Genomic DNA, 24,171 nt, shown 5'->3' with positions numbered 1-24,171 from the left:
GGGACCGCCGCTCACGCCGGCGTGACGAAGCCGGACTCGTAGGCGGTGACGACGGCCTGGGTGCGGTCGCGGGCGCCGAGTTTGCCGAGGACGGCGCTGACATGGGTCTTGACGGTCTGGACGCCGAGCACCAGCTCGGCGGCGATCTCCGCGTTGGACAGGCCGCGGGCCATCAGCCGCAGCACCTCGGCCTCGCGGGCGGTCAGCGCCGCGCGGGCCAGGGCCGCGGCGGCCCCGGCGTCGTTCCGGCCGGCCGCGAGCCGGCGGACGGCAGCGGGGAAGAGCAGCGAATCTCCGGCCTCGGCCAGCCGGACGGCGTGCACGATCTCGGCCGGGCGGGCCCGCTTGAGCAGGAACCCGGCGGCGCCGGCCCGCAGCGCCTCGTACACGTAGTCGTCGTTCTCGAAGGTGGTGAGGACGAGGATCCGCGGCGGGGCGTCGGTGTCGCGGAGGATCGCGCGGGTCGCGGTGAGGCCGTCGACCTCGGGCATCCGGACGTCCATCAGCACCACGTGCGGCCGCAGCGAGCGGACCAGGCCGAGCGCTTCGGCGCCGTCCGACGCCTCCCCCACCACGCGCAGGTCGCCCTGGGCCTCCAGGACGGCCCGCAGCCCCGTCCGGACGAGTTCCTCGTCGTCCACCAGCAGGATGTCGATCATTCGGCCAACCGTATCGGCAGGCTGACGGACAGCACCCAGTCACCGTCCCTGCGGCCGGCCTCGGCCGCCCCGCCGAGCAGCACGGCCCGCTCCCGGACTCCGCGCAGTCCCCGGCCGCCGCGGCCGGTGCGGCCCTGCCGGTGTCCGCCGGCGGGCAGGGCGGTGGCGCAGTGCAGGTCGAGCCGGCCGGCGTCGACCGCGGCCCGGACCCGGATCGGCGTGCCGGGCGCGTGCTTGAGGGCGTTGGTGACGCCCTCCTGGACGATCCGGTAGGCCTCGCGGGAGACGACGCCCGGCAGCCGGGCGGCGAGCGCCGGGTCGACCGCCGCCTGGACGGGGCTCCCCGCGGCCCGGGCGGCGTCGAACAGCGCGGGCACCCGGTCGAGTCCGGGCCGTTCGGCGGCGGCACCGTCGGGGGTCTCGCGGAGCAGGACGAGCATCCGTTCCAGGTCCTCCATGGCCTGCCGGCCGGTGGTCTCGATCGCTTCCAGGGCCTTCTCCCGGAAGGCCGGGTCGGCGACCTCCCGGGCGGCGCCGGCCTGCAGCACGGTGACGGTGAGGGCGTGGCCGATCGAGTCGTGCAACTCCCGGGCGAGCCGGTTGCGTTCCAGCAGGCGTTCGGCGCGCAGCTCCGCGGCGGCCAGCCGGTCCGCCGCCGAGGGGCCCAGCAGCCGCACGGCCAGGGCGAGTTGGAGCCGTCCGGCGAGCACCACCAGCCAGAGCAGGGCGAACACGAGCACCGGCAGCAGCAATGGCCCGTACGGCGGGGCGGCCAGCAGGCGGGTACCCAGGTCCAGCGCGCGGACGGTCGCCAGGCCGACCGCGAAGCCGAGTGCCGTGCGGGTGACCAGCCAGCCGGCGGTCCGGCCGCGGTCGGTCCAACTCGCCGAGGGTGCGGCACCGATGGACTCCTCCCGGTCGGGCACCAGCAGCAGCCGGGCCTGCACGCCCTCGGCCCGCCGGGTGGCCGGGAGCATCGCCGCCAGTCCGAGCAGCGCGGCATCCAGGGCGGCGCTGAGGGCCACCGTCTCCAGCAGCGACTGGCCGGGCTCGATGCCCGGGTACACGAGCAGGACGACGCCGACGAAGACCGTGCCGATCAGCAGGTGCAGCCAGCGCGCGTAGGTGGCGGCCCGGAGCAGCGGGGCGAGGAAGCGGGGCACGGCACCGATCCTCCCAGCCCGGCGCGGTGCGCCGCCTCCCTCCCGGGAGGGAGACGGTCCACTCCCGGGCGGGATCCCCCGGCGCCGCCGGCCCGGTTGGCTGGAGGCATCGACCAGGGGAGGTACGACGGTGATCGAGGTCAGGAACCTGACCAAGCGGTACGGCGCGACGACGGCCGTGGACGGACTGGACTTCCGGGTGGAGCCGGGCCGGGTGACCGGCTTCCTCGGCCCGAACGGCGCCGGGAAGTCCACCACGCTGCGGATGGTGCTCGGGCTGGACCGGCCGACCGCGGGCGAGGCGCTGGTGCACGGCCGCCCGTACGCCGAGCTGGAGGCGCCGCTGCGCCGGGTGGGAGCCCTGCTGGACGCCCACGCGGTGCACGGCGGCCGGACGGCCCGCGGCCATCTGCGCTGGCTCGCGGCGAGCAACGGCCTGCCGCGGCGCCGGCTCGACGAGGTGCTGCAGCAGGTCGGGCTGGCCGAGGCCGCCGACCGGCGGATCAAGGGCTTCTCGCTCGGCATGCGGCAGCGGCTCGGGGTCGCGGCCGCCCTGCTCGGCGACCCGCCGGTGCTGCTGCTGGACGAGCCGGTGAACGGCCTCGACCCGGAGGGCATCCGGTGGATCCGCACCCTGCTGCGCGGCCTCGCCGGTGAGGGCCGGGCGGTGCTGGTCTCCTCCCACCTGATGGCCGAGATGGCGCTCACCGCGGACCACCTGGTGGTGGTCGGCCGGGGCCGGCTGCTGGCCGACCTGTCCACCGAGGCCTTCCTGGCGCAGCACGGGCGGACGAGGGTCCGGGTGCGCGCCGTCGACCCGCTGAAGCTGGCCGACCTGCTGCGCACCTCGGGCACGGCGGCCGAACCGGTGGAGGGCGGCGCCTGGGAGGTCTCCGGCGCCGCCCCGGAGGAGATCGGCGCGCTGGCCGCCCGGCACGGTGTCGCCCTGTACGAACTGTCGTTGCTGCAGGACTCGTTGGAGGAGGCTTTCATGCGGATGACCGCGGACGCGGTGGAGTACCGGGCGGTGGCGGCATGAGCGCGGCGTTCGCCCTGCGCGCGGAGTGGGTCAAGTTCACCACGCTGCGCTCCCAGTGGATCACCCCGCTGCTCGCGGTACTGCTCACCACCGGCATCACCGCCGCCGTGCAGGCCGCGTACGGCCGCGTCGACACCTCGCTGGAGGACGACCCCGCCGTCGGCATCTACTACGGCCTGCTGTTCGGCCACGTCGCGGTGGTCTGCAGCGGCATCCTGCTGATCGGCCAGGAGTACGCCTCCGGCACGGTGCGGGCCTCACTCGCGGCGGTGCCGCGGCGCGGCCGGTTCTACGCGGGGAAGCTGCTGCTCGGCACCGGGGTCGGCCTGGTCGTCGGCCTGCTCTCGGTGGCCGGCGCGCACCTGGCGACCTCCGCGACCGTGGGCCTGGACCTCGGGCAGCCCGGGGCGGTGCGCAGCATCGTCGCCGGTGTGCTGTACCACCCGCTGCTGCTGGTGATCTGCCTCGGCGCCACTGCGATGCTGCGCAACCTCACCGCGGCGATGGGACTGCTGACGCCCGCGGTCTTCCTCGGCACGACCTTCCTCACCGCGGTGCCCGGGGTCCGCGAGGCGGCGTACTTCCTGCCGGACCGGGCCGGCCTGTACGCGATGAGCTACCGCGCCGACCCGGCCGTCCCCTACGGCCACTGGACGGGCCTGCTGGTGATGGCGCTCTGGGCGGCGGCCGCCGCGTGGGGCGGGCTGGTCTCGCTGCGACGGCACGACGCCTGACCCGGCGGGCCCACGGCGGGGACGGGCGGGCCGGCGGATAGGGTGGCTGCCATGCATCTGGCTGTTCTGCCACCTCCCGCCGCCTGAGCGGGCGGCGAGGCCACGGAAGACCGTGACTCCGGGGTGAGGCCCCGGGGCGGTCGGCGCTGCCCGCGGACGGGACCACGCGACCGACCTCTTCTGTGGGAGAACACCCATGTCCACCCCCTCCGCCCTGCCCGTCGGCCGGGGCCTGCTCTACATCACCTTCTCCGCGACGGCCTGGGGCACCGCGGGCGCGGCCGCCGCGCTGCTGTACCAGGGCAGCGGGCTCGGCCCGCTCGCCCTCACCTTCTGGCGGTCCGTCGGCGGCGTCGTCCTGCTGCTGGCCGTCCGGGCCTGCACCGGGCGCCGGCGCGGTGACCGGCGGGTGCTGGCGGGCGCGGTGCTGCCGCTGCGCCGCCGGGTCGTCCGGATCGCCGTCAACGGCCTCGGGCTGACGGTCTTCCAGGCCGCGTACTTCGTCGCCGTCCAGCAGACCGGCCTGGCGGTGGCCACCGTGGTGACCCTCGGGTCGGCGCCGGTCCTGGTCGCGGTCGGCGCCCGGCTGACCATGGGCGAGCGCCTCGGCGGCGCCGGTGTCGTGGCCGTCTCGGGGGCGCTGGCCGGACTGGCCGTCCTCGTCCTCGGGGACGGCGGCAGCGGCGAGGTCCGGCCCGCCGGGGTGATGTGGGCGCTGGTGTCGGCCTCCGGGTACGGCTGCATCACCCTGTACACCCGCCGGCTGGGCCGGGCCGGGGAGTCGCAGAGCCCGTCGGCGACCACCCTGTGGTCGTTCGCGGTCTGCGCGGTCTGCCTGCTGCCGTTCGCCCTCGCCGAGGGGGTGCTGCCGCAGTCCGCGGGCCTCGGCCGGACGGTGCTGCTGCTGGTCTACCTGGCCTCCGTGCCCACCGCCCTCGCCTACGCGCTGTACTTCGCGGGCGCCGCGGTCGTCCGGGCCACCACGGCCTCGGTGATCGCGCTGATCGAACCGGTCAGCGCGACCGGGATCGCCGTCCTGCTGCTGGGCGAGCACCTGACCACGGCGACGGCCGCCGGCACGGCCGTGCTGCTGGCCTCGGTCACCGGACTGGCCGTCGCCGAGGCCCGCCCGGCGGCCCGCCCCCGCCCGGCCTGAGGGATCCGCCCCGTAGGGGCGCATGGAACTGCGCGGTCCGGATGCGGGCCGCCGTACGGATCACGGCTCGCCCGTGCCGCCCTGACGGCCGCACCCCGGATCGCGCGGTTCCCTCCACCTCTCGGCCGCATGTCAGCCGCGTTCGAGGGCCAGCAGCCGGTAGCGGGGCTGCGGGCGGGGGCGGTCCTGGTCGGGGAGGGCGGCGAGGTCACGGCAGAGTCGGGCGCTGCCGTCCGGGCCGGCGGCGGTGGCGTCGTAGGTCGCGGCCTCGCCGTCGTAGTCGAGCACGGACTACCGGAGAGCGGGGTGGTCGGCGACGACGGTGCAGCTGCCGGGGGCGATCTCGGTGAATCCGGCGTCGCGGACGAGGGGCAGGCCGCTCTCGGTGAGGGCGGCCCAGTCCTCGGGGGCGGCGGTGCGGACGGCGAGCGCGAAGCCGCTCTCGGCCCATTCCTTGCGACGGGTGTCGTCCAGCCGCCACCAGGCGAGCTGGGCGGCGTGGCCGGTCTGCGCCATGGTCTTGCCGGCGCTCATCTCCAGGTCGGGGTTGAGCCAGAGCACCGGCAGCCCCCCCGCCGGGGCGGCGGGCGCCTCGGGGTCGTCCAAGTCGGTGCCGGAGACCTGGAGCTTGGCGAGTTCCTTCGGCCAGCCGTCGAGCGGGACGGGCGGGAAGACCCGGACCTCCGCGGTGGCGCCGGTGACGGTGATCCCGGGCAGTTCGCCGGCCTTGCGCCACTCACCGCCGCGGGCCCGCCGGACGACCTTGCGGATCCGGGCGTCCTCCCACGCGGCGACCCGCTCGGCCCACTCGCCGTCCCCGTCGGTGACCCGGGGGTCGGCGAGCAGGGTCAGCACGGCGCGGGCCGAGGTCTCCAGCGCGTCGGTGCGGGCGGGCGGGTCGGCCCGCTCGATCCGGACGACCAGGGGCAGCACGTACTGCTCCTTGCTGTCGCGGTCGACGGGCTCGTCGGGGGTGCTCGGGGCGGCGAAGGGAGAACTCACCCCACCAGCATGCCAGCAGCCGCTGCGGCGTCAGCGGCGGTATCCGCGCTGGGGGTCGCGCTCCTCGGCGTCCTCGTAGCCGAGGAACCAGCCCTCGGGGTGGGTGGCGGCCAGCAGCTGGTCGATCCGGTCGGCGGTCTCCAGGTCGGGGTCGCCCTCGTCGGGCCCGTAGACGCCGAAGAGTTCGTCGGCGCAGCCGTCCCAGTCGTAGTCGTAGAGGTCGGCGGGCAGGTCGCCCATCATGTCGGCGACGGACTCGGGCTGGGCGCCGAGCAGGCTGCGGGCGTCGGCGAGGGCCATCCGCAGCGCCACCTCCTCGGCGAGGCAGCGGGGCAGCGGCCATTCGCCGAGCGAGAGGTCCTCGGCGAGGTCGTCGAAGGTGCGGGCGAGGGCCCGGCGCCAGGTGCGGTGCATCGACCAGGTGCGGCGGGGCAGCCGGGCGTAGACCGTCCAGTCGGGCTCGTCGCCCTCGGTAACGGGCTCGTCCTCGTGCTCCTCCAGGTCGTCGTAGGCGGCGTCGGCGAGGCCGACCAGCTGGGTGTGCAGCAGACAGGCGGTGCGCGGGGTGAGCGTCCAGTCGGCGCCCTCGCCGTCCTCGCCGTCGAGCGGGAAGAGCTCGGCGAAGTCGGGGGCGAAGTCGTCGGTGACGCTGATCTCCAGGGTGCCGCCGAGCGCCTCGATGCCGGGGACGGCGGCGACCAGCCGGTCCGGGTGGAGCAGCACGCCGAGCGCCGCGTTCGGGTCGTCGGCGACCTCGCGGAGCAGTTCGCTGCGCTGCCCGACGGGGTCGGCCCCGTCGAAGTCCAGCTCGTCGACGGCCGCCAGCGCGGCGGCGCGCAGTGTCGGCCAGTCGGTGATGCGGATCCCGAGCACCACCGTCGCCTCGATCTCCTGCGCGCCGGAGTCCTCCGCCGCGCCCGGCCCCTGCGGATGATCGCTTCGCTCGCCCATGCGCCTACAGTACGGCCAGGGTGGCCCCGGAATCACCGGTGTCCGCCACCTTCTTCCGCGTGGTGGGCGGCGCGCGCCGGGGCGCCGCCCCGGCGGTGGGCCGGTGGTGGCCCTCAGGGGCAGCCGTCGTCCTCGGAGGCGTCCAGTTCGACGTGCACGGCGGACGGCTCGACGGTGACGGTGGCGCTGCTGCGCCAGCCGTCGAAGGACTTGGTGAGGCCGACGGAGGACCACGGGCCGCCGCCGGTGGTGGTCTCGTGCCGCCAGCCGGTCTGCGCGGCGAGGTCGTGGAGCCGCCGCTCGGCGAGTGCGGTGCGCGGGCCGGTGTAGTCGGCCGTGACCATGGGCGGCATCCGGCCGTGCGGGGTGTCCCGGCAGGGCCACCTCCGCGCCGCGGCGGTGCTGCCGAGCGCCGTGGCGAGGGCGTCGAGCAGGGGGTCGCCGGCGAGCCGGTCGAGCCGGGCGTCCGCGGTGCGCGAGGGGTACTCGCCGGCGCCGGGCCGCGACAGCCACGCGACGGTGCCGCCGACCGCCGCGACGATCACGAGCAGCCCGAGGCCGATGCCCTGCAGCACGGCCTTCAGCACGGTGGGACTCCCATGGCGGAGGACCCTATCGGACGAGGATCGGGCGCCCACCGGCGAGCCGGGGCGGTTTCCCGCGGCCCGTCACCGATGGTGGGGGGCATGGGAAACATCGACGAGTACGGCGGCGGGCAGCGTCCGGACGCCGAGGTGCTGGTGGTGACCACCAACGACGTGCCCGGGCACCGGGTCGAGCACGTGATCGGCGAGGTCTTCGGCCTGACGGTGCGTAGCCGGCACATCGGCTCGCAGATCGGCGCGGGGCTGAAGTCGCTGGTCGGCGGCGAGCTGCGCGGCCTGACGAAGACCCTGGTGGAGAGCCGCAACCAGGCGATGGACCGGCTGATCGAGCAGACCAAGGCCCGCGGCGGCAACGCGGTGCTGATGTTCCGCTTCGACGTGACGGAGGCCGCCGACGTCGGCACCGAGGTCTGCGCCTACGGCACCGCCGCCCGGATCGTCCCCCTCGGCTGACCCTCCGTCGACGGCCCGGTCCCGCCGGACGGGTGGGTCCGGTCCGTCGGCGTGCCGCGCACGGCGCAACGCGGTGCTGATGTTCCGCCTCGACGTCACGCAGGCCGCCGACGTCGGCACCGCCGCCCGGATCGTCCCCTCGCCCGAGACCCCCACCCGGCGCGGCCGGGCCGTCGGCGTGCCTGCCGGAACATGTGCGGCTTGTGCAATGTTCCACAGGCATGACCGTTGAAGGCGAAACGACCTGGGACGTGCCGCGCGAGGTGGACGTCGCGGTGATCGGCGCCGGGCAGGCCGGCCTGTCCGCCGCGTACCACCTGCGGCGGCGCGGCTTCGAGCCGTACCGCGGCTTCGTGGTGCTCGACGCGGACACCGCCCCGGGCGGCGCCTGGGCACACCGCTCCCCCTCGCTGCGGATGGCCACCGTGCACGGCTTCCACGACCTGCCGGACTTCGAACTTCCCGCCGTCGACCCGCAGGCACCGGCCAACACGGTCGTCCCGGGATACTTCGCGGCCTACGAGGCGAAGCACGCACTGCCCGTGCTGCGGCCGGTACGGGTGCGGGCGGTCCGGTCACTGCCGGACGGCCGGCTCCGGATCGAGACGGACCGCGGCGACTGGACGGCACGGGCCCTGGTCAACGCCACCGGCACCTGGACCAGGCCGTTCCTGCCGCACTACCCCGGCCGGTTCGAGGGCCGGCAGCTGCACTACGCGGACTACCGCGGACCCGAGGAGTTCGCCGGGCAGCGCGTGATGGTGGTCGGCGGCGGCGCCTCCGCGATCCAGGTGCTGTCCGAGGTCGGCGCCGTCGCGGAGACGGTGTGGGTGACCCGGCGGCCGCCCGTCTACCGGGACGGCCCGTTCACCCCAGAGGCCGGGCGGGCCGCGGTGGCCCTGGTCGAGCAGCGGGTCCGGGAGGGCCTGCCGGTGCGGAGCGTGGTGAGCGTGACCGGGCTCGGCCCGTCGGTGGCGTACCGGCGGGCCGAGGAGCTGGGCGTGCTCGAACGCCGGCCGATGTTCGACCGGCTGACCGCGCACGGCGCCGTCTGGGACGGCGTCGAGGAGCACGTGGACGCCGTCGTCTGGGCGACCGGCTTCCGGCCCGAGGTGACGCACCTGGCGCCGCTCGGCCTGCGAGGGCCCGGAGGCGGCATCCGGATGGAGGGCACCCGCGCCGCCGCCGACCCGAGGATCCACCTGGTCGGCTACGGCCCCTCCGCCAGCACCGTCGGAGCCAACCGCGCCGGCCGCACAGCAGCCAACGCCATCGCCGAACTGCTCGGAGTCGGCCACTCAGGAGCGCCGTGGGCAACTCCCCAGGGGCGTGGGGAACTGCGCAGTCCGAGGGCGGGCGTCACAACGCTTCGGGCCAACCCCTGATCCCTACCGCGCAGTTCTCCCCCGGCCTTCGGCCGGGAGGTGGCCCCACGCGCCCCTGACGAGCTGCCCTGCTCCGGAAAGCTCCTACCGGTCGAAGTCGATGGTGACCTTGTCGGTGACGGGGCGGGCCTGGCAGGTGAGGACGTAGCCGGCGGCGACCTCCTTCTCCTCCAGGGCGAAGTTGCGCCGCATCTCGACCTCGCCGTCGCAGACCAGCGCGCGGCAGGTGCCGCAGACGCCGCCCTTGCAGGCGAACGGCAGGTCGGGGCGGGAGCGCTGGGCGCCGTCCAGCACCGAGCGGTCGCGGGGCAGTGCGAGCACGCTGGACCGGCCGTCGAGGACGACGGTGACCTCGCTGAGGTCGCCGGAGACGGGCTGTTCCTCGCCGCGCTCGTACTCGGGCTCGTCCTCGGCGTGGAAGAGCTCCTGGTGGACCCGGTCGGCGGGCACGCCGAGTTCGGTGAGCAGGTGCTTGGCGCCGACGACCATGCCGTAGGGGCCGCAGAGCCACCAGTGGTCGACCTCGGGGGTGTCGAGGAGGGCGCCGATCAGGGCCTTCATCCGGTCCGGGTCGAGGCGGCCGCTGAGCAGTTCGGCGTCGCGGCTCTCCCGGGAGAGGACGTGGACGAGCTGGAAGCGGCCGAGGTGGCGGTCCTTCAGGTCGGCGAGCTCGTCGGAGAACATGACGGTGTCGCTGCGGCGGTTGCCGTAGAGCAGGGTGACGCGGGAGCCGGGGTGGGCGTCGAGCACGGAGCCGGCGATGGAGAGCATCGGGGTGATGCCGGAGCCGGCGGCGATGAGCACGTGTTCGGCGGGCTCGTCGAGTTCGGGGGTGAACAGGCCGGTCGGGGGCATCACCTCGACGGGTTCGCCGACCCGGGCGTCGCGGACCAGCCAGCGGGAGAACAGCCCGCCGGGCACTTCCCGCACGGCGATCCGCAGCGACCCGCCGACGGGCGAGCAGAGCGAGTACGAGCGGCGCTCGTCGGCGCCGTCGACGATGCGGCGCAGGGTGAGCGTCTGGCCGGGCCGGAAGGCGAAGTCCTCGGCGAGGGTGTCCGGCACCTCGAAGGTGACCGCGACGGCGTCCTCGCAGAGCGGTTCCAGGGCTGCGATGTGCAGCTCGTGGAAGGTCGGGCGGCGGACGGCCATCTAGATCTCCTTGATCCGGTCGAACGGCTCGCGGCAGCTGCGGCAGCGCCACAGCGCCTTGCAGGCGGTGGAGCCGAAGCGGGAGAGCTCCTCGGTGTCGGTGGAACCGCACTGCGGGCAGGTCACCGCGCGGCGGGTCGGGCCGAGCCGCAGCACACCGCCGGGGGGCGGCCCGCCGGCGGCCGGGGGTGCGATGCCGGCTTCGGCGAGCTTGCGGCGGCCCTCGTCGCTGATCAGGTCGGTGGACCACGGCGGGTCGAGGCGCAGCCGCACGGTGACGTCGGTGTAGCCGGCCTCCCGCAGCCGGGCGTCCACGTCGGCGGCCATCTCGGCGACGGCGGGACAGCCGGAGTAGGTGGGGGTGAGCCAGGCGGTGACGGCGTCGCCGCTCTCCTCGACGCCGGCGAGCACGCCGAGGTCGGCGAGGGTGAGCATGGGCAGCTCGGGGTCGGTGACGGCGGCGGCCGCCTCCCAGGCGCGGGTGGTGGTGGTCACCATGTCGCCCCCGGGTGGGCGCGGGCGACGACCTGCAGTTCGGCGAGCAGCGGGCCGAGGTCCTCGGTGTGGACGCCGTCGCGGCCGGCCCGGCCGCCGACGTACGCCAGCGGGGCGGCGTCCGGCACGGTGAGGGTGGCCTCGGCGATGTCGTCGGCGAGCAGTGCCAGCACGGGCTCGCGCAGGGCGGCCGGGTCGGTGCCGAGCCGCAGTTCGACGGGGTGCGGGGTGAAGAGTTCGTCGAGCAGCGGCCAGACGGCGTCGAGGCCGGCCTGCATCCGCTCGTGCGAGTACGGGGTGCCGTCGCCGAGGCGCAGCAGCCACTCCTGGGCCCACTCGCGGTGGTAGGCGAGTTCCTTGGTGCCGGCGGCGGCGACGGCGGCGAGCACCGGGTCGGCGTGGTGGACGAGCCGCTGGTAGAGGGCCTGCCGGGCGGTGGCGAAGGCGAGGATCCGGGCGACGGTGTGCGCGAAGTCGCCGTTGGGCACCTCGACCAGCCGGACGTTGCGGAACTCGTGGTCCTCGCGCCAGTAGGCGAGGTCGTCCTCGGTGCGGCCGGAGCCGTCGGCCTGGCCGGCCCGGGTGAGCAGCCGGCGGGCCTGGCCGAGCAGGTCGAGGCCGAGGTTGGCGAGGGCGACCTCCTCCTCCAGCTCGGGCGCCCGGGTGCACCACTCGATGAGCCGCTGGGAGAGCACCAGGGCGTCGTCGCCGAGCATCTGGCAGTACGCGGCGAGGTCGGCGCCCTCGACGCCGTCCGGCAGCGCGGTGTCGACGCCGAGCAGCGGGTCGGCGAAGCCGGTGCCGTACGCCCAGCGGGCCTCGCCCTCGGGCTCGGGCCCGGCCTCGCTGAGCGTCAGGTACACGTGGTCGTCGGTCATGTCGGCATCCCCTGGTCGGACGGAGCGGGCTCAGATGTGCGGGACATCCTCGGGGATGTCGTAGAAGGTCGGGTGGCGGTAGACCTTGTCGCCGCTGGGGGCGAAGAACGGGTCCTGCTCGTCCGGGGTGGAGGCGGTGATCGCGGCGGAGGGCACCACCCAGAGGCTGACGCCCTCGTTGCGGCGGGTGTAGAGGTCGCGGGCGGCGAGCAGCGCCATCCGGTCGTCGGCGGCGTGCAGCGAGCCCACGTGGACGTGGTTCAGGCCGCGCCGCGGGCGGACGAACACCTCGTAGAGCGGCCAGCCGGCCCGGTTCGCGTTCACTGTGCGCTCCGCTTCTTCTCCGCGTACGCCAGGGCCGCCTCGCGGACCCAGGCACCGTCCTCGTGGGCGGCCCGGCGGCGCTCGACGCGCTGCGCGTTGCAGGGGCCCTGCCCGGTGATCACCTTCTTGAGCTCCGACCAGTCGGGCTCGCCGAAGTCCCAGCTGCCGCGCTCCTCGTTCCAGCTGAGGGCCGGGTCGGGGAGGGTGACGCCGAGGTGCTCGGCCTGCGGCACGGTCATGTCGACGAAGCGCTGGCGCAGGTCGTCGTTGGAGTGCCGCTTGATCCGCCAGGCCATCGACCGGGCGCTGTTCGGGGAGTCGTCGTCCGGCGGGCCGAACATCATCAGCGACGGCCACCACCAGCGGTCGACCGCGTCCTGCACCATCCGGCGCTGGGCGTCGGTGCCGCGCATCAGCGTCATCAGCAGCTCGTAGCCCTGCCGCTGGTGGAAGGACTCCTCCTTGCAGATGCGGACCATCGCCCGGGCGTACGGGCCGTAGCTGCAGCGGCACAGCGGCACCTGGTTGCAGATCGCGGCGCCGTCCACCAGCCAGCCGATCACGCCGACGTCGGCGAAGGTCAGCGTCGGGTAGTTGAAGATCGACGAGTACTTCTGGCGGCCGCTGATGAGCTTCTCGGTGAGCTCGGCCCGGTCGACGCCGAGGGTCTCGGCGGCCGCGTACAGGTACAGGCCGTGGCCGGCCTCGTCCTGCGCCTTGGCGAGCAGGATCGCCTTGCGGCGCAGGGAGGGGGCCCGGGTGAGCCAGTTGCCCTCCGGCTGCATGCCGATGATCTCCGAGTGCGCGTGCTGCGCGATCTGGCGGACCAGGGTCGCCCGGTAGGCGTCCGGCATCCAGTCGCGCGGTTCGATCCGCTGCTCGGCACCCACCACAGCGTCGAAGCGCCCCTCCAGGGTCGCCTCGTTCAGCTCCGTCGCCGTCACTCCACCCACCTCCCGACTGACCGTTCGGTCGGTCCCATTCTGTACGGCCGGACCCCGGCCTGACAAGGCACGGTCCACGGCGGTCGCGGAGGGCGGGGGAACGGGGCGCCGCGGCGCCGGGCACGAGCGGCCGGACGGGCGCGGGTCGCAGGGGGCCTGGCGGGTCCGTACACGGAGGACCCGGCGGACCCGGGCGGGCGGGGGGGGGGGGGGCGGGGGCGGGGCGGGGGGGGGGGGGGGGGGGGGGGGCGGGGGCGGGGGGGGGGGGGGGCGGGGGGGGGGTCCGGGCGGGGTCGCCGCCCGGACCGGGGCCGGGGGGATCAGGCGCGGTCGCGCAGGCGGGGCAGCGGTACGGCGAGGAGCGCCGCCAGCAGGGCGATCCGCGGGGCGAACTGGTCGACCAGCACGTGTTCGTGCCGGGCGTGCGGACCGCGGCCGACGGCGCCGAGGCCGTCCAGGGTGGGCAGGCCGCGGGCGCCGGCGAGGTTGGTGTCGCCGGCACCGCCGGCCGGGGCGCCGTCCAGCTGCTCGCCGAGCGCCGCGGCCAGTGAACGGACGTGCCGCAGCAGCGGGTTGACGGGGCGCTCGGGCCAGGCCGGCCGGCTGGACAGCACCTCGGTGCGGACGTTGGCGCCGGGCCGCAGCGCGGTGAGGTGGGAGAGGGTGTCGAGGGCGCGGCGCTGCGCCTCGGCGGTGGCGAAGCGCAGGCCGAGTTCGGCCTCCGCCCGGCCGGCGATCACGTTGGCGCGGGTGCCGCCGGTGATCCGGCCGGTGTTGAGCTCGGTGCCGGGCATCCGGCCGAGCCCGCGGACGGCGACCAGCTGGTCGACCAGTTCGTCGACGGCGGAGACGCCTTCGGTGGCGTTGTTGCCGGCGTGCGCCTCCCGCCCGGTGACGCTGAGCAGGACGCGGGTGGAGCCGCGCCTGGCGGTCTTGAGCCGGCCGTCGGGATGCGACGGCTCCAGGCCCAGGACGGCCGCGGCGCCCGGGAGTTGGCGTTCGACCAGGCGCCGCCCGTCCGGGCTGCCGACCTCCTCGTCGGAGACCACCACCAGGCGGACCGTCCGGTGCGGGCGCTGTCCGAGGTCGGCGAGCAGGGCGAAGGCGCCCTCCAGCAGGGCGAGTCCGGCCTTCATGTCGAGCACGCCGGGGCCGCTGAGCCGGCCGCCCTCCTCCTCGACCGGCCAGTCGGCGAGGGTGCCGGCCGGCCAGACCGTGTCGTGGTGGCCGACCACCAGCAGGTGGGGCAGGGACTCCTCGCGGCCGGGCCACTCCAGGACCAGGTGGTCGCCGGCCGGTCCCTTCTCGCGGCGGGCGCGCGCGCCGGTGGCGCGGAAGCCGGCCGACAGTTCTTCGGCGAGGGCGTCGAGTCGGGGGGCGTCGCCGCTGGGCGACTCCAGGGCGGCGAGGGCGGCGCAGCGGCGGCGCACGGCGCCGGCGAGGGTGCGGGCCCGGGTGGTGAGCGCCTGCGGGAGTCCCGGCAGGGCGGGCAGGCCGGGTGCGGCTGCGGGGGCCGCCGGGTCGGCGGTCCGGGTCGGGGCGGGCGCCGCCGCGGTATTCGCGGGTTCGCCGTCGGCGGGGGGGTCCGGCGGCGGTCGTTCCGGGGCCCCGCCCGGCCCCCCCCGGGGTATGCGCGGGTCCGCCGCCGGCGGCGCGGCCGGCCGCGGGCCGTCCGGCCGCCGCTCCGGCCGGCGCCGTTCCCGGCTCGGCCGGGAGGACGGTATGCGGGCTCACCTCGCACCTCCACAACCCGGGGCGGTCGGGGCGGCCGACCGGGGTTGTGGCGGTCGTGGGGGTCGGGCGGCGGCCGGGACCGGTGTCCGGTCGGGCAGCGGTCGATGGTGCAACCTCGGACTGGGTGACACGTCGTCCTCCTCGCTCGCTCCGGCGGCCCCGGCGTCCGGGGTCCGTGGACGGCGCCCCCGGTGCGCGGTGCGGCCGGGCACCGGTAACCGGGGAGGCTCGGGAAGTGAGCCTAGAAGACCCGATCACCTCCGTGCGAGGTGGCCCGGTGCTGCGCGGCCCGTCCCGCGACGGGTGCGCGCGTCCCGATTCCCACGATGGACCTGCGGTGTCGCTTCGGCAGTCCGAACCGCCCCCGGGCGGCCGATCCACGTCCGACGGGTGACGGCCGATCAGCCTTTGATATCGGTCACCCTCCCCCCGCACCCACGGCCGCCATCGGATGACAGATATTGAAATCTGTCATCCGACATGCCATAGTCGAATCGTCACCGCACCCCGCCCTCGACCCCGGGAGCCCCGATGCCCACCACGCCCACGGCGCCTGCCCGCACCACCCTCGGCACCACCGGCCCGGAGACCTCCGCCCTCGGCCTCGGCCTGATGGGCATGTCCGACCTGTACGGCCCCGCCGACGAGGCCGAGTCGATCGCCACGATCCACGCCGCCCTCGACGCCGGCGTCACCCTGATGGACACCGGCGACTTCTACGGCATGGGCCACAACGAGCTGCTGCTGCACGAGGCGCTCCGCGGCCGCGACCGCGAGACGGTGCAGATCAGCGTCAAGTTCGGTGCCCAGCGCGGCCCGGACAACGGCTGGCTCGGCTACGACGCGAGCCCGGCCGCCACCAAGTCCGCCCTGGCCTACACCCTGCGCCGGCTGCGCACCGACCACGTCGACGTCTACCGCCCGGCCCGGCTCGACCCGGACGTGCCGATCGAGGAGACCGTCGGCGCGATCGCCGAACTGGTGAAGGCCGGGTACGTCCGGCACATCGGCCTCTCCGAGGTCGGCGCCGAGACGCTGCGCCGCGCCGCGGCCGTGCACCCGATCAGCGACCTGCAGATCGAGTACTCGCTGCTCTCCCGATCCCTGGAGGCCGAGGTACTGCCCGTGGCGCGCGAGCTCGGCATCGGCATCACCGCCTACGGGGTGCTCTCCCGCGGCCTGCTCAGCGGCCACTGGAACGCCGACCGGGAGATCGGCGCGAGCGACTTCCGCGGCCACAGCCCGCGCTTCCAGGGCGAGAACCTGACCCGCAACCTGGCCCTGGTCGAGGCGCTGCGCTCGGTGGCCGAGGCGAAGGGCGCCACCGTCGCCCAGGCCGCGATCGCCTGGGTCGCCTCCCGCGGCGCGGACGTCGTGCCGCTGGTCGGCGCCCGCCGCCGCGACCGGCTCGCCGAGGCCCTCGGCTCGCTGGACGTCCACCTCACCGCCGCCGACCTCGCCGCGGTCGAGGCCGCCGTGCCGGAGGGGTCGGCCGCGGGCGACCGGTACGCTGCGGCACAGATGGCGATGCTGGACAGCGAGCGCTGAGCGGCCGCCCGCCGTACCGACACCGAAGGACGACCTCCCCGTGGCCACGGACAACGCACTCACCGCCGAGCAGATCCTGAGCACGGCGGAGGACGTCCTGCGGCGGTTCGGTCCGGCGAAGGCCACCGTGGTCGACATCGCCCGCGCCCTCGGCGTCAGCCACGGCAGCGTCTACCGGCACTTCCCCAGCAAGGCGGCGCTGCGCGAGGCCGTCACCCAGCGCTGGCTGGACCGGGCCCACGACGAACTCGCGGCGATCGCCGCCGAGCCGGGCCCGGCCGCCGAGCGGCTGCACCGCTGGCTGGCCACGCTGTTCGCCGCCAAGCGGCAGAAGGCGCTGGAGGACCCGGAGCTGTTCGCCACCTACATGGTGCTGGTCGGCGAGGTCAGCGGGACGGTGGAGGAGCACGTCGACACGCTGGTCGCGCAGATCCGGCAGATCGTCGAGGACGGCGTCCGGCGCGGCGAGTTCCGCGACGCCCCGGCCGGACCGGTGGCCCGCTCGGTCTTCCTCGCCACCGCGCACTTCCACGACCCGGCGCACGCCGCCGAGTGGTCCCGCCCGGCCGCCCGGGACGACTTCGAGGCCCTCTGGTCGCTCCTGCTGGAGGGCCTGCGCGGCCGCTGACGCGGCGCCGCACGCCCGCACCCGCCGCACCGGCAGTCCGCCTGCCCGGAAATCCGCTGGCCCGGGCCGTCCCGCCGCGGAGAGAATGCCGCCATCGGTCATTCTCACCCGGAGGACAACATGCGCGCGCCGACCGCGGCCCTGGACAGCCTGCAGGGCCTCGCCCTCGGAGACTCCTTCGGCGACCGCTGGTTCTCGCCGCGCGTCGACGAGGCCGCCGCCGAGCAGGCCGCCCGGATCGCGCGGCCCGGGCCGTGGAAGTGGACCGACGACACCGCGATGGCGCTGGTCGTCGTCCAGCACCTCGACCGCTGCGGCGAGGTGCGGCAGGACGACCTCGCCCGCGAGTTCGCCGCCGCCTACACCGCCGCTCCGCACCGCAAGTACGGGCCGTCGATGCACCAGGTGATGCGGGCCGTGCACGGGGGTGCGGACTGGCGGTCCGTCACCGCCGGGGTGTTCGGCGGCCAGGGCTCGCACGGGAACGGCGCCGCGATGCGGGTCGCCCCGCTCGGCGCCTGGTTCGCCGACGACCTCGCCGTCGTCGCCGAGCAGGCCGGGCTCTCCGCCCGGACCACCCACCACCACCCGGAGGCCACCGCCGGGGCGGTCGCGGTGGCGGTCGCCGCGGCCCTCGCCGCCCGCAGCCGCGGCTCCGCCGCCCCGGGCCGGTCGGAGTTCCTGCTGGAGGTCGCCGGTCACCTGCCGGAGAACGACGTCCGGTCCGGCCTGCGCACGGCCGCCCGCTTCCCGGCGGGCACCACCGTGCGGCACGCGGCCGTCGTGCTCGGCTCCGGCGCCCGGCTCTCCGCCCAGGACACCGTCCCGTTCGCCCTCTGGTCGGCCGCCGGCGCCCTCGGCTCCCTCCCCGACACCCTCTGGGAGACCCTCGGCGGCTGGGGCGACATGGACACCACCTGCGCCATCGCCGGCGGCGTCACCGCCGCCCGCACCGGCCTCACCGACGTCCCCGCCGCCTGGCTGGACGCCCGCGAGCCCCTCCCCGCCTGGGCGTCCCCGCAGCCCTGACGGCGGGACCGTCGGCGGCGGGGCCCGGGCCGGGCACGGCGAACGGACGGCAGGCGCCGGCCGGGCTGCTGGGGGCGCCCGGCCGGCGCGGCAGCCGCGAAGGCCGAGGGGTCGGCCACGCCGACCAGGGTCGCCGCCGGACCGCCCGTCCCTCGCCGGGCCGTTGACAGGAGGGAGGGCGGTACGAGCCGATCGGCCCGCGAGTTTGCCGAGTCTTCGCCACCAGCCGTTCAGGCCGGCGTCAGCCCCCGGCCGTGCCCCGCGCAGGTGGCGGCCCGGGCCCTCTCCTTCGGATCTTGTCGGATCAGCGCCCGGCGGTGGGCGCCCGGCAAGATCCGAAAGAGAGGGCCTAGCCTGCAGGCATGACGGACGACGACCGCATCCTTCCCGCCGCCCTCGCCGAGGTGGCCGGCATCGGCTTCGACTTCGACGAGGGCGAGGGGGTGGACTTCGAGCCCTACGACGCCTTCCTGAGCGCCGAGGACACCACGGACTGGCTGCGCGCCTGGACGGGCAACCCGGAGCTGGACGGGGACGCCTTCCGGGTGTTCGGGCAGGACGGCACCGGGGGCTACGGCGCGATCTGGCTGGCGCACCCCGGGCGGCCGCTGGCCGAGCAGCCGGTGGTGTTCCTCGGGTCGGAGGGCGAGACCGGGGTGGTCGCCTGCGACCTGGCCTCGTACCTGTGGCTGCTCGCGGACGGGTCCGGCCCGCGCGAGGCGGTCGAGCACCCGGGGCGGGAGGCCCGTCCGAACGCGGAGTTGGCCGCCGTCGCGGAGCGCCTGGCGCTGGGCGCCCGCCGTCCGGCCGCCGAGGTGGTCGCGGAGGCCGCCCGGCGGCACCCGGACTTCGAGGACATGGTCTTCGAGCTCTGCCGCTGAGCGCGCGGCCGGACGCGCGGAAGCCGCCGACCGCGGTGGGGAAGCGCTCGGCGGCCGTGCCGTGCGGCGTGCCGCGGTGTCAGGCGATGGTGCAGGCGGAGCCGTTCAGGGTGAAGGCGGTCGGGGTCGGGTTGGCGGAGCCGTAGGTGGCCTGGAAGCCGAAGCCGGTGGAGGCGCCGGCGGCGAGTGCCCCGTTGTAGCCGAGGTCGGTGGCGGTGACCGCGGTGCCGGACTGCGTCACCTTGGCGTTCCAGGCGCTGGTGACCTTCTGGTCGCCGCCGAAGGTCCACTTCAGCGTCCAGCCGGTGATCGCGGCGGTACCGGTGTTCCTGACCGTCACGTCGGCGGTGAACCCGCCCGTCCAGGAGTTGGCCTTGTAGGCGACCGAGCAGGCCGCACTGCCGGTCGGCGGCTGCGAGGTGGGCGGCTGGCTGGTCGGGGGCAGGGACGTCGGAGGCTGCGAGGTCGGCGGCTGGGACGTGGGCGGCTGGCTGGTCGGCGGGGTGCTCGGGTCGGTGGCGTTCTGGGCCAGCTGGTACGCGATGTCCGGGACGAAGGTGCCCGCGGCGGCCGCGCAGCCGTCGGCCTCGCCCGGGGGCTTCACCCACAGGAAGGCGTCGATCGCGGCGTCGCCGGTGGCCGCGGTCGGGTAGTTGCCGATCTTCCGGCCGGACGGGTCGCACCAGACGCCGCCCGCCGGGCCGTTGCCGTTGCGGCTGGTGTCGATCACGGCGTGCAGGTTGGCCGGGTTGCCGAGGGCGGAGAGCACGGACTTGGCGTAACCGACCTCGCCCGAGGTGGTGTTGAAGTTGGAGACGTTGGTGAAGAAGCCGTCCGCGTTGGCCAGGATGCCCGCGCTGCGCAGCCGGCTGGCCTGCTCGGAGGCGCTGTTCCAGGTGGAGTGGCCGCCGTCCAGGTAGACCTTGGCGTTGGGGGCGGCCGCGTGGATGGCCGCGCCGGCCCGGGAGAGCGAGGCGAAGCGGTCGGTCTGCTGCTGGGCGGAGAGACAGGTGGTGAGCGCGATGGAGTCGGGCTCCAGGACGACGACCGAGCGTCCGCTGCCGAGGCCCGCCGCGAACCTGGTGACCCAGGCGTCGTAGGCGGCGAGGTCGGGGGCGCCGCCGGCGGAGGCGCCGCCGCAGTCCCGGTTGGGGATCTCGTAGACCACCAGCACCGGCACCTGGCCGGCCGCGGAGGCCGCGCCGGTGATCGCGCGGACGTCCGAGGTCACCGTGTCCGGCTTGTAGTTGGCGAACCAGACGCCCTGCGGCTGGCTCGCGATCCGCTTGGAGATCACCGGCGTGCGGGAGTCGTTGGGGTTGGCCGCGACCCACTTGACGACCTGGGAGGCCGGGTCCTTCCAGAACTGGGTGTCCGCGGGCAGGCTGCCCTGGACGGCGGCGCCGGCGCCGGTCTGGGTGCCGGCCAGCACCGAGACGGCCACCGCGCCGGCGGCGAGCGCCAGGGCTGCGGCGCGGCCTCGGCGGGCGGCGTGCCGGGGGCGGTCCGGGGTGGGGCGGCCGGGTGCCGGGGCGGCCCGTCGGACGCCGTCGGGGGTGCTCACAGTGGTCCTCCGCGTGCTCTCGGGTGGGAGAGGATGGGACGGCCGCCGGATGTGGGAGCGCTCCCGCACGGCCGGGGCAGATGCTAGCCGCGCCTGCCCTCAGGCGTAATCCCTTGTGCAGAAGGAGTTTTCGACGATGTTCGACGATCGGGAGACCGGCGCCGGATCCGCCCTGGTGGGAGCGCTCCCGTAGCGGAGTAAAGAAATCCGCCGTCGGCGGGCCCGCAGCGGGGCCCGCCGGGGCGCGCGGTCAGTCCCGGGAGTTGCCGAACAGCAGGCGGTAGGCGATCAGCAGCACCAGGGCGCCGCCGATGGCGGAGACCCAGGTCGCCAGGTCGAAGAACTCCTTGGCCACCGGCCGGTGCAGCACGGTCGAGGAGATCCAGCCGCCGACGAACGAGCCGGCGATGCCGATGAGTGTGGTCACGATGAGGCCGCCCGGGTCGCGCCCGGGCAGCAGGAACTTGGCGATGGCCCCGGCGATCAGGCCGAGGACGATCCAGCTGATGAAACCCATACCTGTCTCCTTGCCCTCCGGGGTCCAACGCCGAACCGCGGTGCCCCGAAGGACGTCCGGCACGTCCCGCCCGGTTCCCGAACACCGCCCGAACACCCGCCCGGGCCGTCCGCCCCCGTGCCGGTGCTGCCCCCGGCCCGCCCCGGCTCCCCACCGTGACCGCCGCCGCCCGCGTGTGGGAGAGTCGGCGGCCCGGGCCGGACGGGCCCGACACGAGGAGGCGCCGATGACCGCGGGGACACAGGCCGGCCGGGTGCTGGTGGTGGACGACGACGCCGCGATCCGCCGCTCGCTGGAGCGCGGGCTGCGCCTCAGCGGCTTCACCGTGGGCGTGGCCGCGGACGGCGCGGCGGCGCTCGCCCGGGCCGCCGCCGACTCCCCCGACGTGCTGGTGCTGGACGTGTCGATGCCCGGCCTCAGCGGCACCGAGGTCTGCCGGGCGCTGCGGGCCCGCGGCGACGACACCCCCGTGCTGATGCTCTCCGCCCTGGACGAGCTCGCCGACCGGGTCGCCGGCCTGCACGCCGGCGCCGACGACTACCTGGTGAAGCCGTTCGCCCTGGAGGAGCTGGTGCTGCGGCTGCACGCCCTGCTCCGCCGCCGCCCGGCGCCCCCGTCCGACCTGCTGCGCGCCGGCCCGCTCACCGTCGACCCGGCCACCCGCCAGGCGCACTGGGACGGCGCCGAACTGCACCTCACCCGGCGCGAGTTCGAGCTGCTCGCGCAGCTCGTCCGGAACGCCGGACTGGTGCTCACCCGGGACCAGCTGCTCGACCGGGTCTGGGGCTACGACTTCGACGTGCGCAGCGACGCCGTGGACACCTTCATCAGCTACCTGCGCCGCAAGCTGGAGGACGGCGGCCGGCCGCGGCTCATCCACACCGTCCGCGGTGTGGGCTTCGTGCTGCGGGTGCCCGCCGACGGGGGTGCCCGGTGAAGCTCTCCACCCGGATCGCCCTGTCGGTGACGGTGCTGGTGCCGCTGCTGGTGCTGGCCGCGGGGCTGCTGCTGCTCGGACTCGTCCACCGGGACCTGCTGCGCCAGCAGGACGAGGTGCTGCGGGCCCGGGCGGCCGCGGTGCTGCCCAACGCCCGGACGCTGCTCGCCGCGAGCGCCGGCAACCGGCCGAAGGCGGAGCAGAACCAGCAGCGCAAGGTGCTGGACGGCGCACTGGACTCCGGGGTCAGGCTGGCGGCCGCGGACGGCGCCGTCCGGCTGGCGGTGGGCCCGCAGCCGGTCGAGTCCGTGGTGCTGCCGGCAGCCGGATCCGGGCCGGCGACGGTGCGGGACGGCGGGCGGGCCTGGCGGGTGCTGGCGGTGCCGGTGGACGGCACGGCCCCGGGCACGCTCTGGCTGGTGCAGCCGTCCACGGCGGTCGACCCGCAGGTGAAGGCCGTCCGCCGGCGGGTGCTGCTGGTCGCGGTGCTGGCCGCCCCGGCCGCCGGTCTGCTGGCCTTCGGCCTGGCGGGGCGGGCGACCGCCTCGCTGCGGACGCTGAGCGGCCGGGCCGCCGCGCTCGACCCGCGCACCGGCGCGGGCTCCCTCGACCACCGGCGCAGCGGCGTCACCGAGGTCGACGAACTCGCCGCCGCGTTCTCGCTGCTGCTCGCCCGCTACGACGAGCAGGCGGGCCGGACGGCGCAGGCGCTGGAGACGGCCCGGTCGTTCTCCTCCGCGGCGGCGCACGAGCTGCGCACCCCGCTGACGGCGATGCGGACCAACCTGGACGTGCTGGCCGCCCATCCGGACCTGCCGCCCGCCGACCGGGCCGAGATCGTCGGCGAACTCGCCGAGGACCACGGCCGGTTGGAGGACCTGCTGAACGCGCTGCGGACACTGGCCGGCGGCGACCTGGTGGAGCTGTCGGCGTTCGCCCCGCTCGACCTGGGCGAGCTGGTGGAGGCGGCCGCGGCGGAGGCCGGCCGGCGGCACCCGCAGGCCCGGCTGGAGGTCGAAGCGGCGCCCGGGGTGCGGGTGTTCGGCTGGGAGGCGGGGCTGCGCATCCTGCTGGCCAACCTGATCGGGAACGCCGCGGTGCACGGACGGACGGACGGCGGCCCGGCCCGGATCCCCGTCCGGCTGCGGGCCGGGCGCAGCGGTTCGGCGGTGCTGACGGTCGACGACCGCGGGCCCGGCGTGCCGCCGCAGGAGCGGACGGCGGTCTTCGCCCGCTTCCACCGGCGGCAGGACAGCCCCGGTTCGGGCCTGGGCCTCACCCTGGTGGCGCAGCAGGCGGCGCTGCACCGCGGCACGGTGGCGGTCGCGGAGGGGCCGGACGGCACGGGCTGCCGCTTCGAGGTGCGGCTGCCGCTGCTGCGTCCGGAGGAGCCGACCCTGGTGCTGCCGGCCCGCCGGGACTGGATCACCCGCTGAACGCCGCGGACCCGCACCGGGGCCGGGCTCCGGGCGGTCACAGGGTTTCCACAAGAAGCCGTCCTACGCTCCCCGGCGTCCGATCAACCAGGTATCCGGAGGAGAGACCGACATGCCCATGAACCGCAAGGCCGCCGCGATCGGCGCACTCGCCCTGGCCGGCTCCGTGCTCGCCGGTGCGGCCCCGGCCCAGGCCGCCGAGACCCCGAAGGGCGACGGCGCCAAGGCGATCTGCAAGCGCGTGCCGGCCACCCAGGCCCGCCTCGACAAGGCCCTGAAGCGGCTGAACGGCGATGCCACGGTGGTCGGTTCGGTGGCCCGCCTGGAGAAGCGGGTGGCCGAGGCGAAGTCCGCCGGGCACACCGAGGTGTACACCTACCTGAACGACCGGCTGGACTTCCGCAAGACCCTGGTGCCGACGCTGGAGCTCCGCCAGAAGGACCTGAAGGCCGTCGCCGACTGGTGCGGCAAGCAGGGCTCGTCCTCGGCGGGCTCCAAGTGAGCCGCCGGGCCGGTGCCGCGGTGGCGGCCCTCGCCGCGGCCGCCGCGCTGCTGCTGACGGGCTGCGGTCCGCACCAGGGCGGCGGCGACAAGGCCGCGCAGTCGCAGCAGGACGACGGCCAGACCCAGCAGATGCAGCAGAAGCTGGACGCGGCGGAGAGCGCCGCCGCGCAGGCGGACAGCGACGCCACGCAGAACAACTGACGCACCGCCCGCCGAGCGGCCCGTCCCGGACGATCCGGGGCGGGCCGCTCCGCCGTTGGGGTGCGCCGGGCGGCCGGGTGTGCCTTCCGCCGGGTGGACGCGGCTTGACGCGGCCCTCTCCCGTCGTGAACGATCGGCGCATGAAGCCCGGCACCGCTCTGGTATGCCGCCTGCACGTCGATCTGCGACGCCAGGCGAGCGACATGTGTGCCCGCTGACGGTTCCTCCTCGCCCCGTGCCGTTCTCCGGGGC

Annotated in this window: 27 protein-coding genes; 13 read left to right on the top strand and 14 right to left on the bottom strand. The window is 75.8% G+C overall.

The window, feature by feature from the left end:
- Window positions 1-11: 11 nt before the first annotated feature.
- Together ABD353_RS13110 and ABD353_RS13105 are read right to left on the bottom strand one after the other, a co-directional pair.
- Window positions 12-659, bottom strand: coding sequence for a response regulator (locus tag ABD353_RS13110; RefSeq protein ID WP_344623717.1), 648 nt, complete (start codon window positions 657-659; stop codon window positions 12-14).
- On the bottom strand, window positions 656-1,822 hold the full coding sequence (locus ABD353_RS13105) for a sensor histidine kinase (RefSeq protein ID WP_344623716.1): 1,167 nt from the start codon (window positions 1,820-1,822) through the stop codon (window positions 656-658). Before ABD353_RS13105 ends, ABD353_RS13110 begins: the two co-directional genes overlap by 4 nt.
- Before the next feature lie 130 nt (window positions 1,823-1,952).
- On the opposite strand from ABD353_RS13105, the gene ABD353_RS13100 reads away from it, so the two are divergent.
- From ABD353_RS13100 to ABD353_RS13090, 3 genes are all read left to right on the top strand, one after another.
- Window positions 1,953-2,861, top strand: coding sequence for an ABC transporter ATP-binding protein (locus ABD353_RS13100; RefSeq protein WP_344623715.1), 909 nt, complete (start codon window positions 1,953-1,955; stop codon window positions 2,859-2,861).
- Window positions 2,858-3,595 carry a hypothetical protein gene (locus tag ABD353_RS13095; protein WP_344623714.1) on the top strand — a complete coding sequence of 246 codons (738 nt, stop codon included), beginning with the start codon at window positions 2,858-2,860 and terminating at the stop codon, window positions 3,593-3,595. Before ABD353_RS13100 ends, ABD353_RS13095 begins: the two co-directional genes overlap by 4 nt.
- A 196-nt stretch (window positions 3,596-3,791) precedes the next feature.
- The gene (locus ABD353_RS13090) at window positions 3,792-4,751 is read left to right on the top strand and encodes a DMT family transporter (protein ID WP_344623713.1); all 960 of its coding nucleotides are present in this window, start codon (window positions 3,792-3,794) and stop codon (window positions 4,749-4,751) included.
- A gap of 132 nt (window positions 4,752-4,883) precedes the next feature.
- On the opposite strand, the gene ABD353_RS13085 is transcribed toward ABD353_RS13090, so the two are convergent.
- From ABD353_RS13085 to ABD353_RS13070, 4 genes are all read right to left on the bottom strand, one after another.
- On the bottom strand, window positions 4,884-5,039 hold the full coding sequence (locus ABD353_RS13085; protein ID WP_344623712.1) for a hypothetical protein: 156 nt from the start codon (window positions 5,037-5,039) through the stop codon (window positions 4,884-4,886).
- A gap of 3 nt (window positions 5,040-5,042) precedes the next feature.
- Window positions 5,043-5,753 (bottom strand): aminoacyl-tRNA hydrolase, encoded by a 711-nt coding sequence (locus ABD353_RS13080; protein ID WP_344623711.1) that lies wholly within the window; start codon window positions 5,751-5,753, stop codon window positions 5,043-5,045.
- Between the two features lie 30 nt (window positions 5,754-5,783).
- On the bottom strand, window positions 5,784-6,704 hold the full coding sequence (locus ABD353_RS13075) for a hypothetical protein (RefSeq protein ID WP_344623710.1): 921 nt from the start codon (window positions 6,702-6,704) through the stop codon (window positions 5,784-5,786).
- 113 nt (window positions 6,705-6,817) lie between these two features.
- The gene (locus ABD353_RS13070; protein WP_344623709.1) at window positions 6,818-7,291 is read right to left on the bottom strand and encodes a hypothetical protein; all 474 of its coding nucleotides are present in this window, start codon (window positions 7,289-7,291) and stop codon (window positions 6,818-6,820) included.
- A gap of 99 nt (window positions 7,292-7,390) precedes the next feature.
- On the opposite strand from ABD353_RS13070, the gene ABD353_RS13065 reads away from it, so the two are divergent.
- Together ABD353_RS13065 and ABD353_RS13060 are read left to right on the top strand one after the other, a co-directional pair.
- Window positions 7,391-7,762, top strand: a complete 372-nt coding sequence (locus ABD353_RS13065) for a YbjQ family protein (RefSeq protein WP_344623708.1) — start codon at window positions 7,391-7,393, stop codon at window positions 7,760-7,762.
- Between the two features lie 221 nt (window positions 7,763-7,983).
- Window positions 7,984-9,147, top strand: coding sequence for an FAD-dependent oxidoreductase (locus ABD353_RS13060; protein ID WP_344623707.1), 1,164 nt, complete (start codon window positions 7,984-7,986; stop codon window positions 9,145-9,147).
- 84 nt (window positions 9,148-9,231) lie between these two features.
- On the opposite strand, the gene paaE is transcribed toward ABD353_RS13060, so the two are convergent.
- From paaE to ABD353_RS13030, 6 genes are all read right to left on the bottom strand, one after another.
- Window positions 9,232-10,299, bottom strand: coding sequence for a 1,2-phenylacetyl-CoA epoxidase subunit PaaE (paaE, locus tag ABD353_RS13055; RefSeq protein WP_344623706.1), 1,068 nt, complete (start codon window positions 10,297-10,299; stop codon window positions 9,232-9,234).
- Window positions 10,300-10,797: a 1,2-phenylacetyl-CoA epoxidase subunit PaaD gene (gene paaD / locus ABD353_RS13050; protein ID WP_344623705.1), complete on the bottom strand. Its 498-nt coding sequence runs from the start codon at window positions 10,795-10,797 to the stop codon at window positions 10,300-10,302.
- On the bottom strand, window positions 10,791-11,672 hold the full coding sequence (gene paaC, locus ABD353_RS13045) for a 1,2-phenylacetyl-CoA epoxidase subunit PaaC (RefSeq protein WP_344623704.1): 882 nt from the start codon (window positions 11,670-11,672) through the stop codon (window positions 10,791-10,793). Before paaC ends, paaD begins: the two co-directional genes overlap by 7 nt.
- 30 nt (window positions 11,673-11,702) lie before the next feature.
- On the bottom strand, window positions 11,703-11,996 hold the full coding sequence (gene paaB, locus ABD353_RS13040; RefSeq protein WP_030265759.1) for a 1,2-phenylacetyl-CoA epoxidase subunit PaaB: 294 nt from the start codon (window positions 11,994-11,996) through the stop codon (window positions 11,703-11,705).
- Window positions 11,993-12,949 carry a 1,2-phenylacetyl-CoA epoxidase subunit PaaA gene (paaA, locus tag ABD353_RS13035; RefSeq protein ID WP_425555148.1) on the bottom strand — a complete coding sequence of 319 codons (957 nt, stop codon included), beginning with the start codon at window positions 12,947-12,949 and terminating at the stop codon, window positions 11,993-11,995. Before paaA ends, paaB begins: the two co-directional genes overlap by 4 nt.
- A gap of 311 nt (window positions 12,950-13,260) precedes the next feature.
- Complete coding sequence (locus tag ABD353_RS13030) at window positions 13,261-14,370, bottom strand: M20 family metallopeptidase (protein ID WP_344623703.1); 1,110 nt, start codon at window positions 14,368-14,370, stop codon at window positions 13,261-13,263.
- 835 nt (window positions 14,371-15,205) lie between these two features.
- Here ABD353_RS13030 and ABD353_RS13025 point away from each other — a divergent pair.
- The 4 genes from ABD353_RS13025 to ABD353_RS13010 all read left to right on the top strand — a co-directional run bounded on the left by ABD353_RS13025 (window position 15,206) and on the right by ABD353_RS13010 (window position 18,760).
- A complete protein-coding gene (locus ABD353_RS13025; RefSeq protein ID WP_344623702.1) occupies window positions 15,206-16,222 on the top strand; it encodes an aldo/keto reductase in 1,017 nt (338 codons plus the stop codon).
- 40 nt (window positions 16,223-16,262) lie between these two features.
- Window positions 16,263-16,850: a TetR/AcrR family transcriptional regulator gene (locus tag ABD353_RS13020; protein ID WP_344623701.1), complete on the top strand. Its 588-nt coding sequence runs from the start codon at window positions 16,263-16,265 to the stop codon at window positions 16,848-16,850.
- A 120-nt stretch (window positions 16,851-16,970) separates the two neighbouring features.
- Entirely contained in the window at window positions 16,971-17,879 is a 909-nt protein-coding gene (locus ABD353_RS13015; RefSeq protein WP_344623700.1) for an ADP-ribosylglycohydrolase family protein, read from the top strand.
- A gap of 362 nt (window positions 17,880-18,241) precedes the next feature.
- Window positions 18,242-18,760, top strand: coding sequence for an SMI1/KNR4 family protein (locus ABD353_RS13010; RefSeq protein ID WP_344623699.1), 519 nt, complete (start codon window positions 18,242-18,244; stop codon window positions 18,758-18,760).
- Between the two features lie 79 nt (window positions 18,761-18,839).
- Here the strand turns inward: ABD353_RS13010 and ABD353_RS13005 are convergent, their stop codons facing one another.
- Together ABD353_RS13005 and ABD353_RS13000 are read right to left on the bottom strand one after the other, a co-directional pair.
- Window positions 18,840-20,324: a glycoside hydrolase family 6 protein gene (locus tag ABD353_RS13005; protein WP_344623698.1), complete on the bottom strand. Its 1,485-nt coding sequence runs from the start codon at window positions 20,322-20,324 to the stop codon at window positions 18,840-18,842.
- Window positions 20,325-20,574: 250 nt separating this feature from the next.
- Complete coding sequence (locus ABD353_RS13000; protein ID WP_030265783.1) at window positions 20,575-20,841, bottom strand: GlsB/YeaQ/YmgE family stress response membrane protein; 267 nt, start codon at window positions 20,839-20,841, stop codon at window positions 20,575-20,577.
- A gap of 226 nt (window positions 20,842-21,067) precedes the next feature.
- On the opposite strand from ABD353_RS13000, the gene ABD353_RS12995 reads away from it, so the two are divergent.
- The 4 genes from ABD353_RS12995 to ABD353_RS12980 all read left to right on the top strand — a co-directional run bounded on the left by ABD353_RS12995 (window position 21,068) and on the right by ABD353_RS12980 (window position 23,919).
- Window positions 21,068-21,778, top strand: a complete 711-nt coding sequence (locus ABD353_RS12995; RefSeq protein ID WP_344623697.1) for a response regulator transcription factor — start codon at window positions 21,068-21,070, stop codon at window positions 21,776-21,778.
- A complete protein-coding gene (locus ABD353_RS12990; protein ID WP_344623696.1) occupies window positions 21,775-23,214 on the top strand; it encodes a sensor histidine kinase in 1,440 nt (479 codons plus the stop codon). Before ABD353_RS12995 ends, ABD353_RS12990 begins: the two co-directional genes overlap by 4 nt.
- Before the next feature lie 112 nt (window positions 23,215-23,326).
- The gene (locus ABD353_RS12985; RefSeq protein WP_030265793.1) at window positions 23,327-23,716 is read left to right on the top strand and encodes a hypothetical protein; all 390 of its coding nucleotides are present in this window, start codon (window positions 23,327-23,329) and stop codon (window positions 23,714-23,716) included.
- Window positions 23,713-23,919 carry a hypothetical protein gene (locus ABD353_RS12980; protein WP_030265795.1) on the top strand — a complete coding sequence of 69 codons (207 nt, stop codon included), beginning with the start codon at window positions 23,713-23,715 and terminating at the stop codon, window positions 23,917-23,919. The genes ABD353_RS12985 and ABD353_RS12980 overlap by 4 nt, the downstream gene beginning before the upstream one ends.
- Window positions 23,920-24,171: the final 252 nt, after the last annotated feature.

The organism is Kitasatospora arboriphila, from assembly GCF_039528095.1.
Lineage (GTDB): Bacteria > Actinomycetota > Actinomycetes > Streptomycetales > Streptomycetaceae > Kitasatospora > Kitasatospora arboriphila.
This window is presented reverse-complemented; position numbering and strand designations above follow the sequence as displayed.

Coding starts and splice junctions, on each gene's coding strand:
- ABD353_RS13110 (WP_344623717.1), bottom strand. CDS start 659: ATGATCGACATCCTGCTGGTGGACGACGAGGAACTCGTCCGGACGGGG.
- ABD353_RS13095 (WP_344623714.1), top strand. CDS start 2,858: ATGAGCGCGGCGTTCGCCCTGCGCGCGGAGTGGGTCAAGTTCACCACG.
- ABD353_RS13090 (WP_344623713.1), top strand. CDS start 3,792: ATGTCCACCCCCTCCGCCCTGCCCGTCGGCCGGGGCCTGCTCTACATC.
- ABD353_RS13075 (WP_344623710.1), bottom strand. CDS start 6,704: ATGGGCGAGCGAAGCGATCATCCGCAGGGGCCGGGCGCGGCGGAGGAC.
- ABD353_RS13065 (WP_344623708.1), top strand. CDS start 7,391: ATGGGAAACATCGACGAGTACGGCGGCGGGCAGCGTCCGGACGCCGAG.
- ABD353_RS13060 (WP_344623707.1), top strand. CDS start 7,984: ATGACCGTTGAAGGCGAAACGACCTGGGACGTGCCGCGCGAGGTGGAC.
- paaE (WP_344623706.1), bottom strand. CDS start 10,299: ATGGCCGTCCGCCGCCCGACCTTCCACGAGCTGCACATCGCAGCCCTG.
- paaD (WP_344623705.1), bottom strand. CDS start 10,797: ATGGTGACCACCACCACCCGCGCCTGGGAGGCGGCCGCCGCCGTCACC.
- paaC (WP_344623704.1), bottom strand. CDS start 11,672: ATGACCGACGACCACGTGTACCTGACGCTCAGCGAGGCCGGGCCCGAG.
- ABD353_RS13025 (WP_344623702.1), top strand. CDS start 15,206: ATGCCCACCACGCCCACGGCGCCTGCCCGCACCACCCTCGGCACCACC.
- ABD353_RS13015 (WP_344623700.1), top strand. CDS start 16,971: ATGCGCGCGCCGACCGCGGCCCTGGACAGCCTGCAGGGCCTCGCCCTC.
- ABD353_RS13010 (WP_344623699.1), top strand. CDS start 18,242: ATGACGGACGACGACCGCATCCTTCCCGCCGCCCTCGCCGAGGTGGCC.
- ABD353_RS13000 (WP_030265783.1), bottom strand. CDS start 20,841: ATGGGTTTCATCAGCTGGATCGTCCTCGGCCTGATCGCCGGGGCCATC.
- ABD353_RS12995 (WP_344623697.1), top strand. CDS start 21,068: ATGACCGCGGGGACACAGGCCGGCCGGGTGCTGGTGGTGGACGACGAC.
- ABD353_RS12985 (WP_030265793.1), top strand. CDS start 23,327: ATGCCCATGAACCGCAAGGCCGCCGCGATCGGCGCACTCGCCCTGGCC.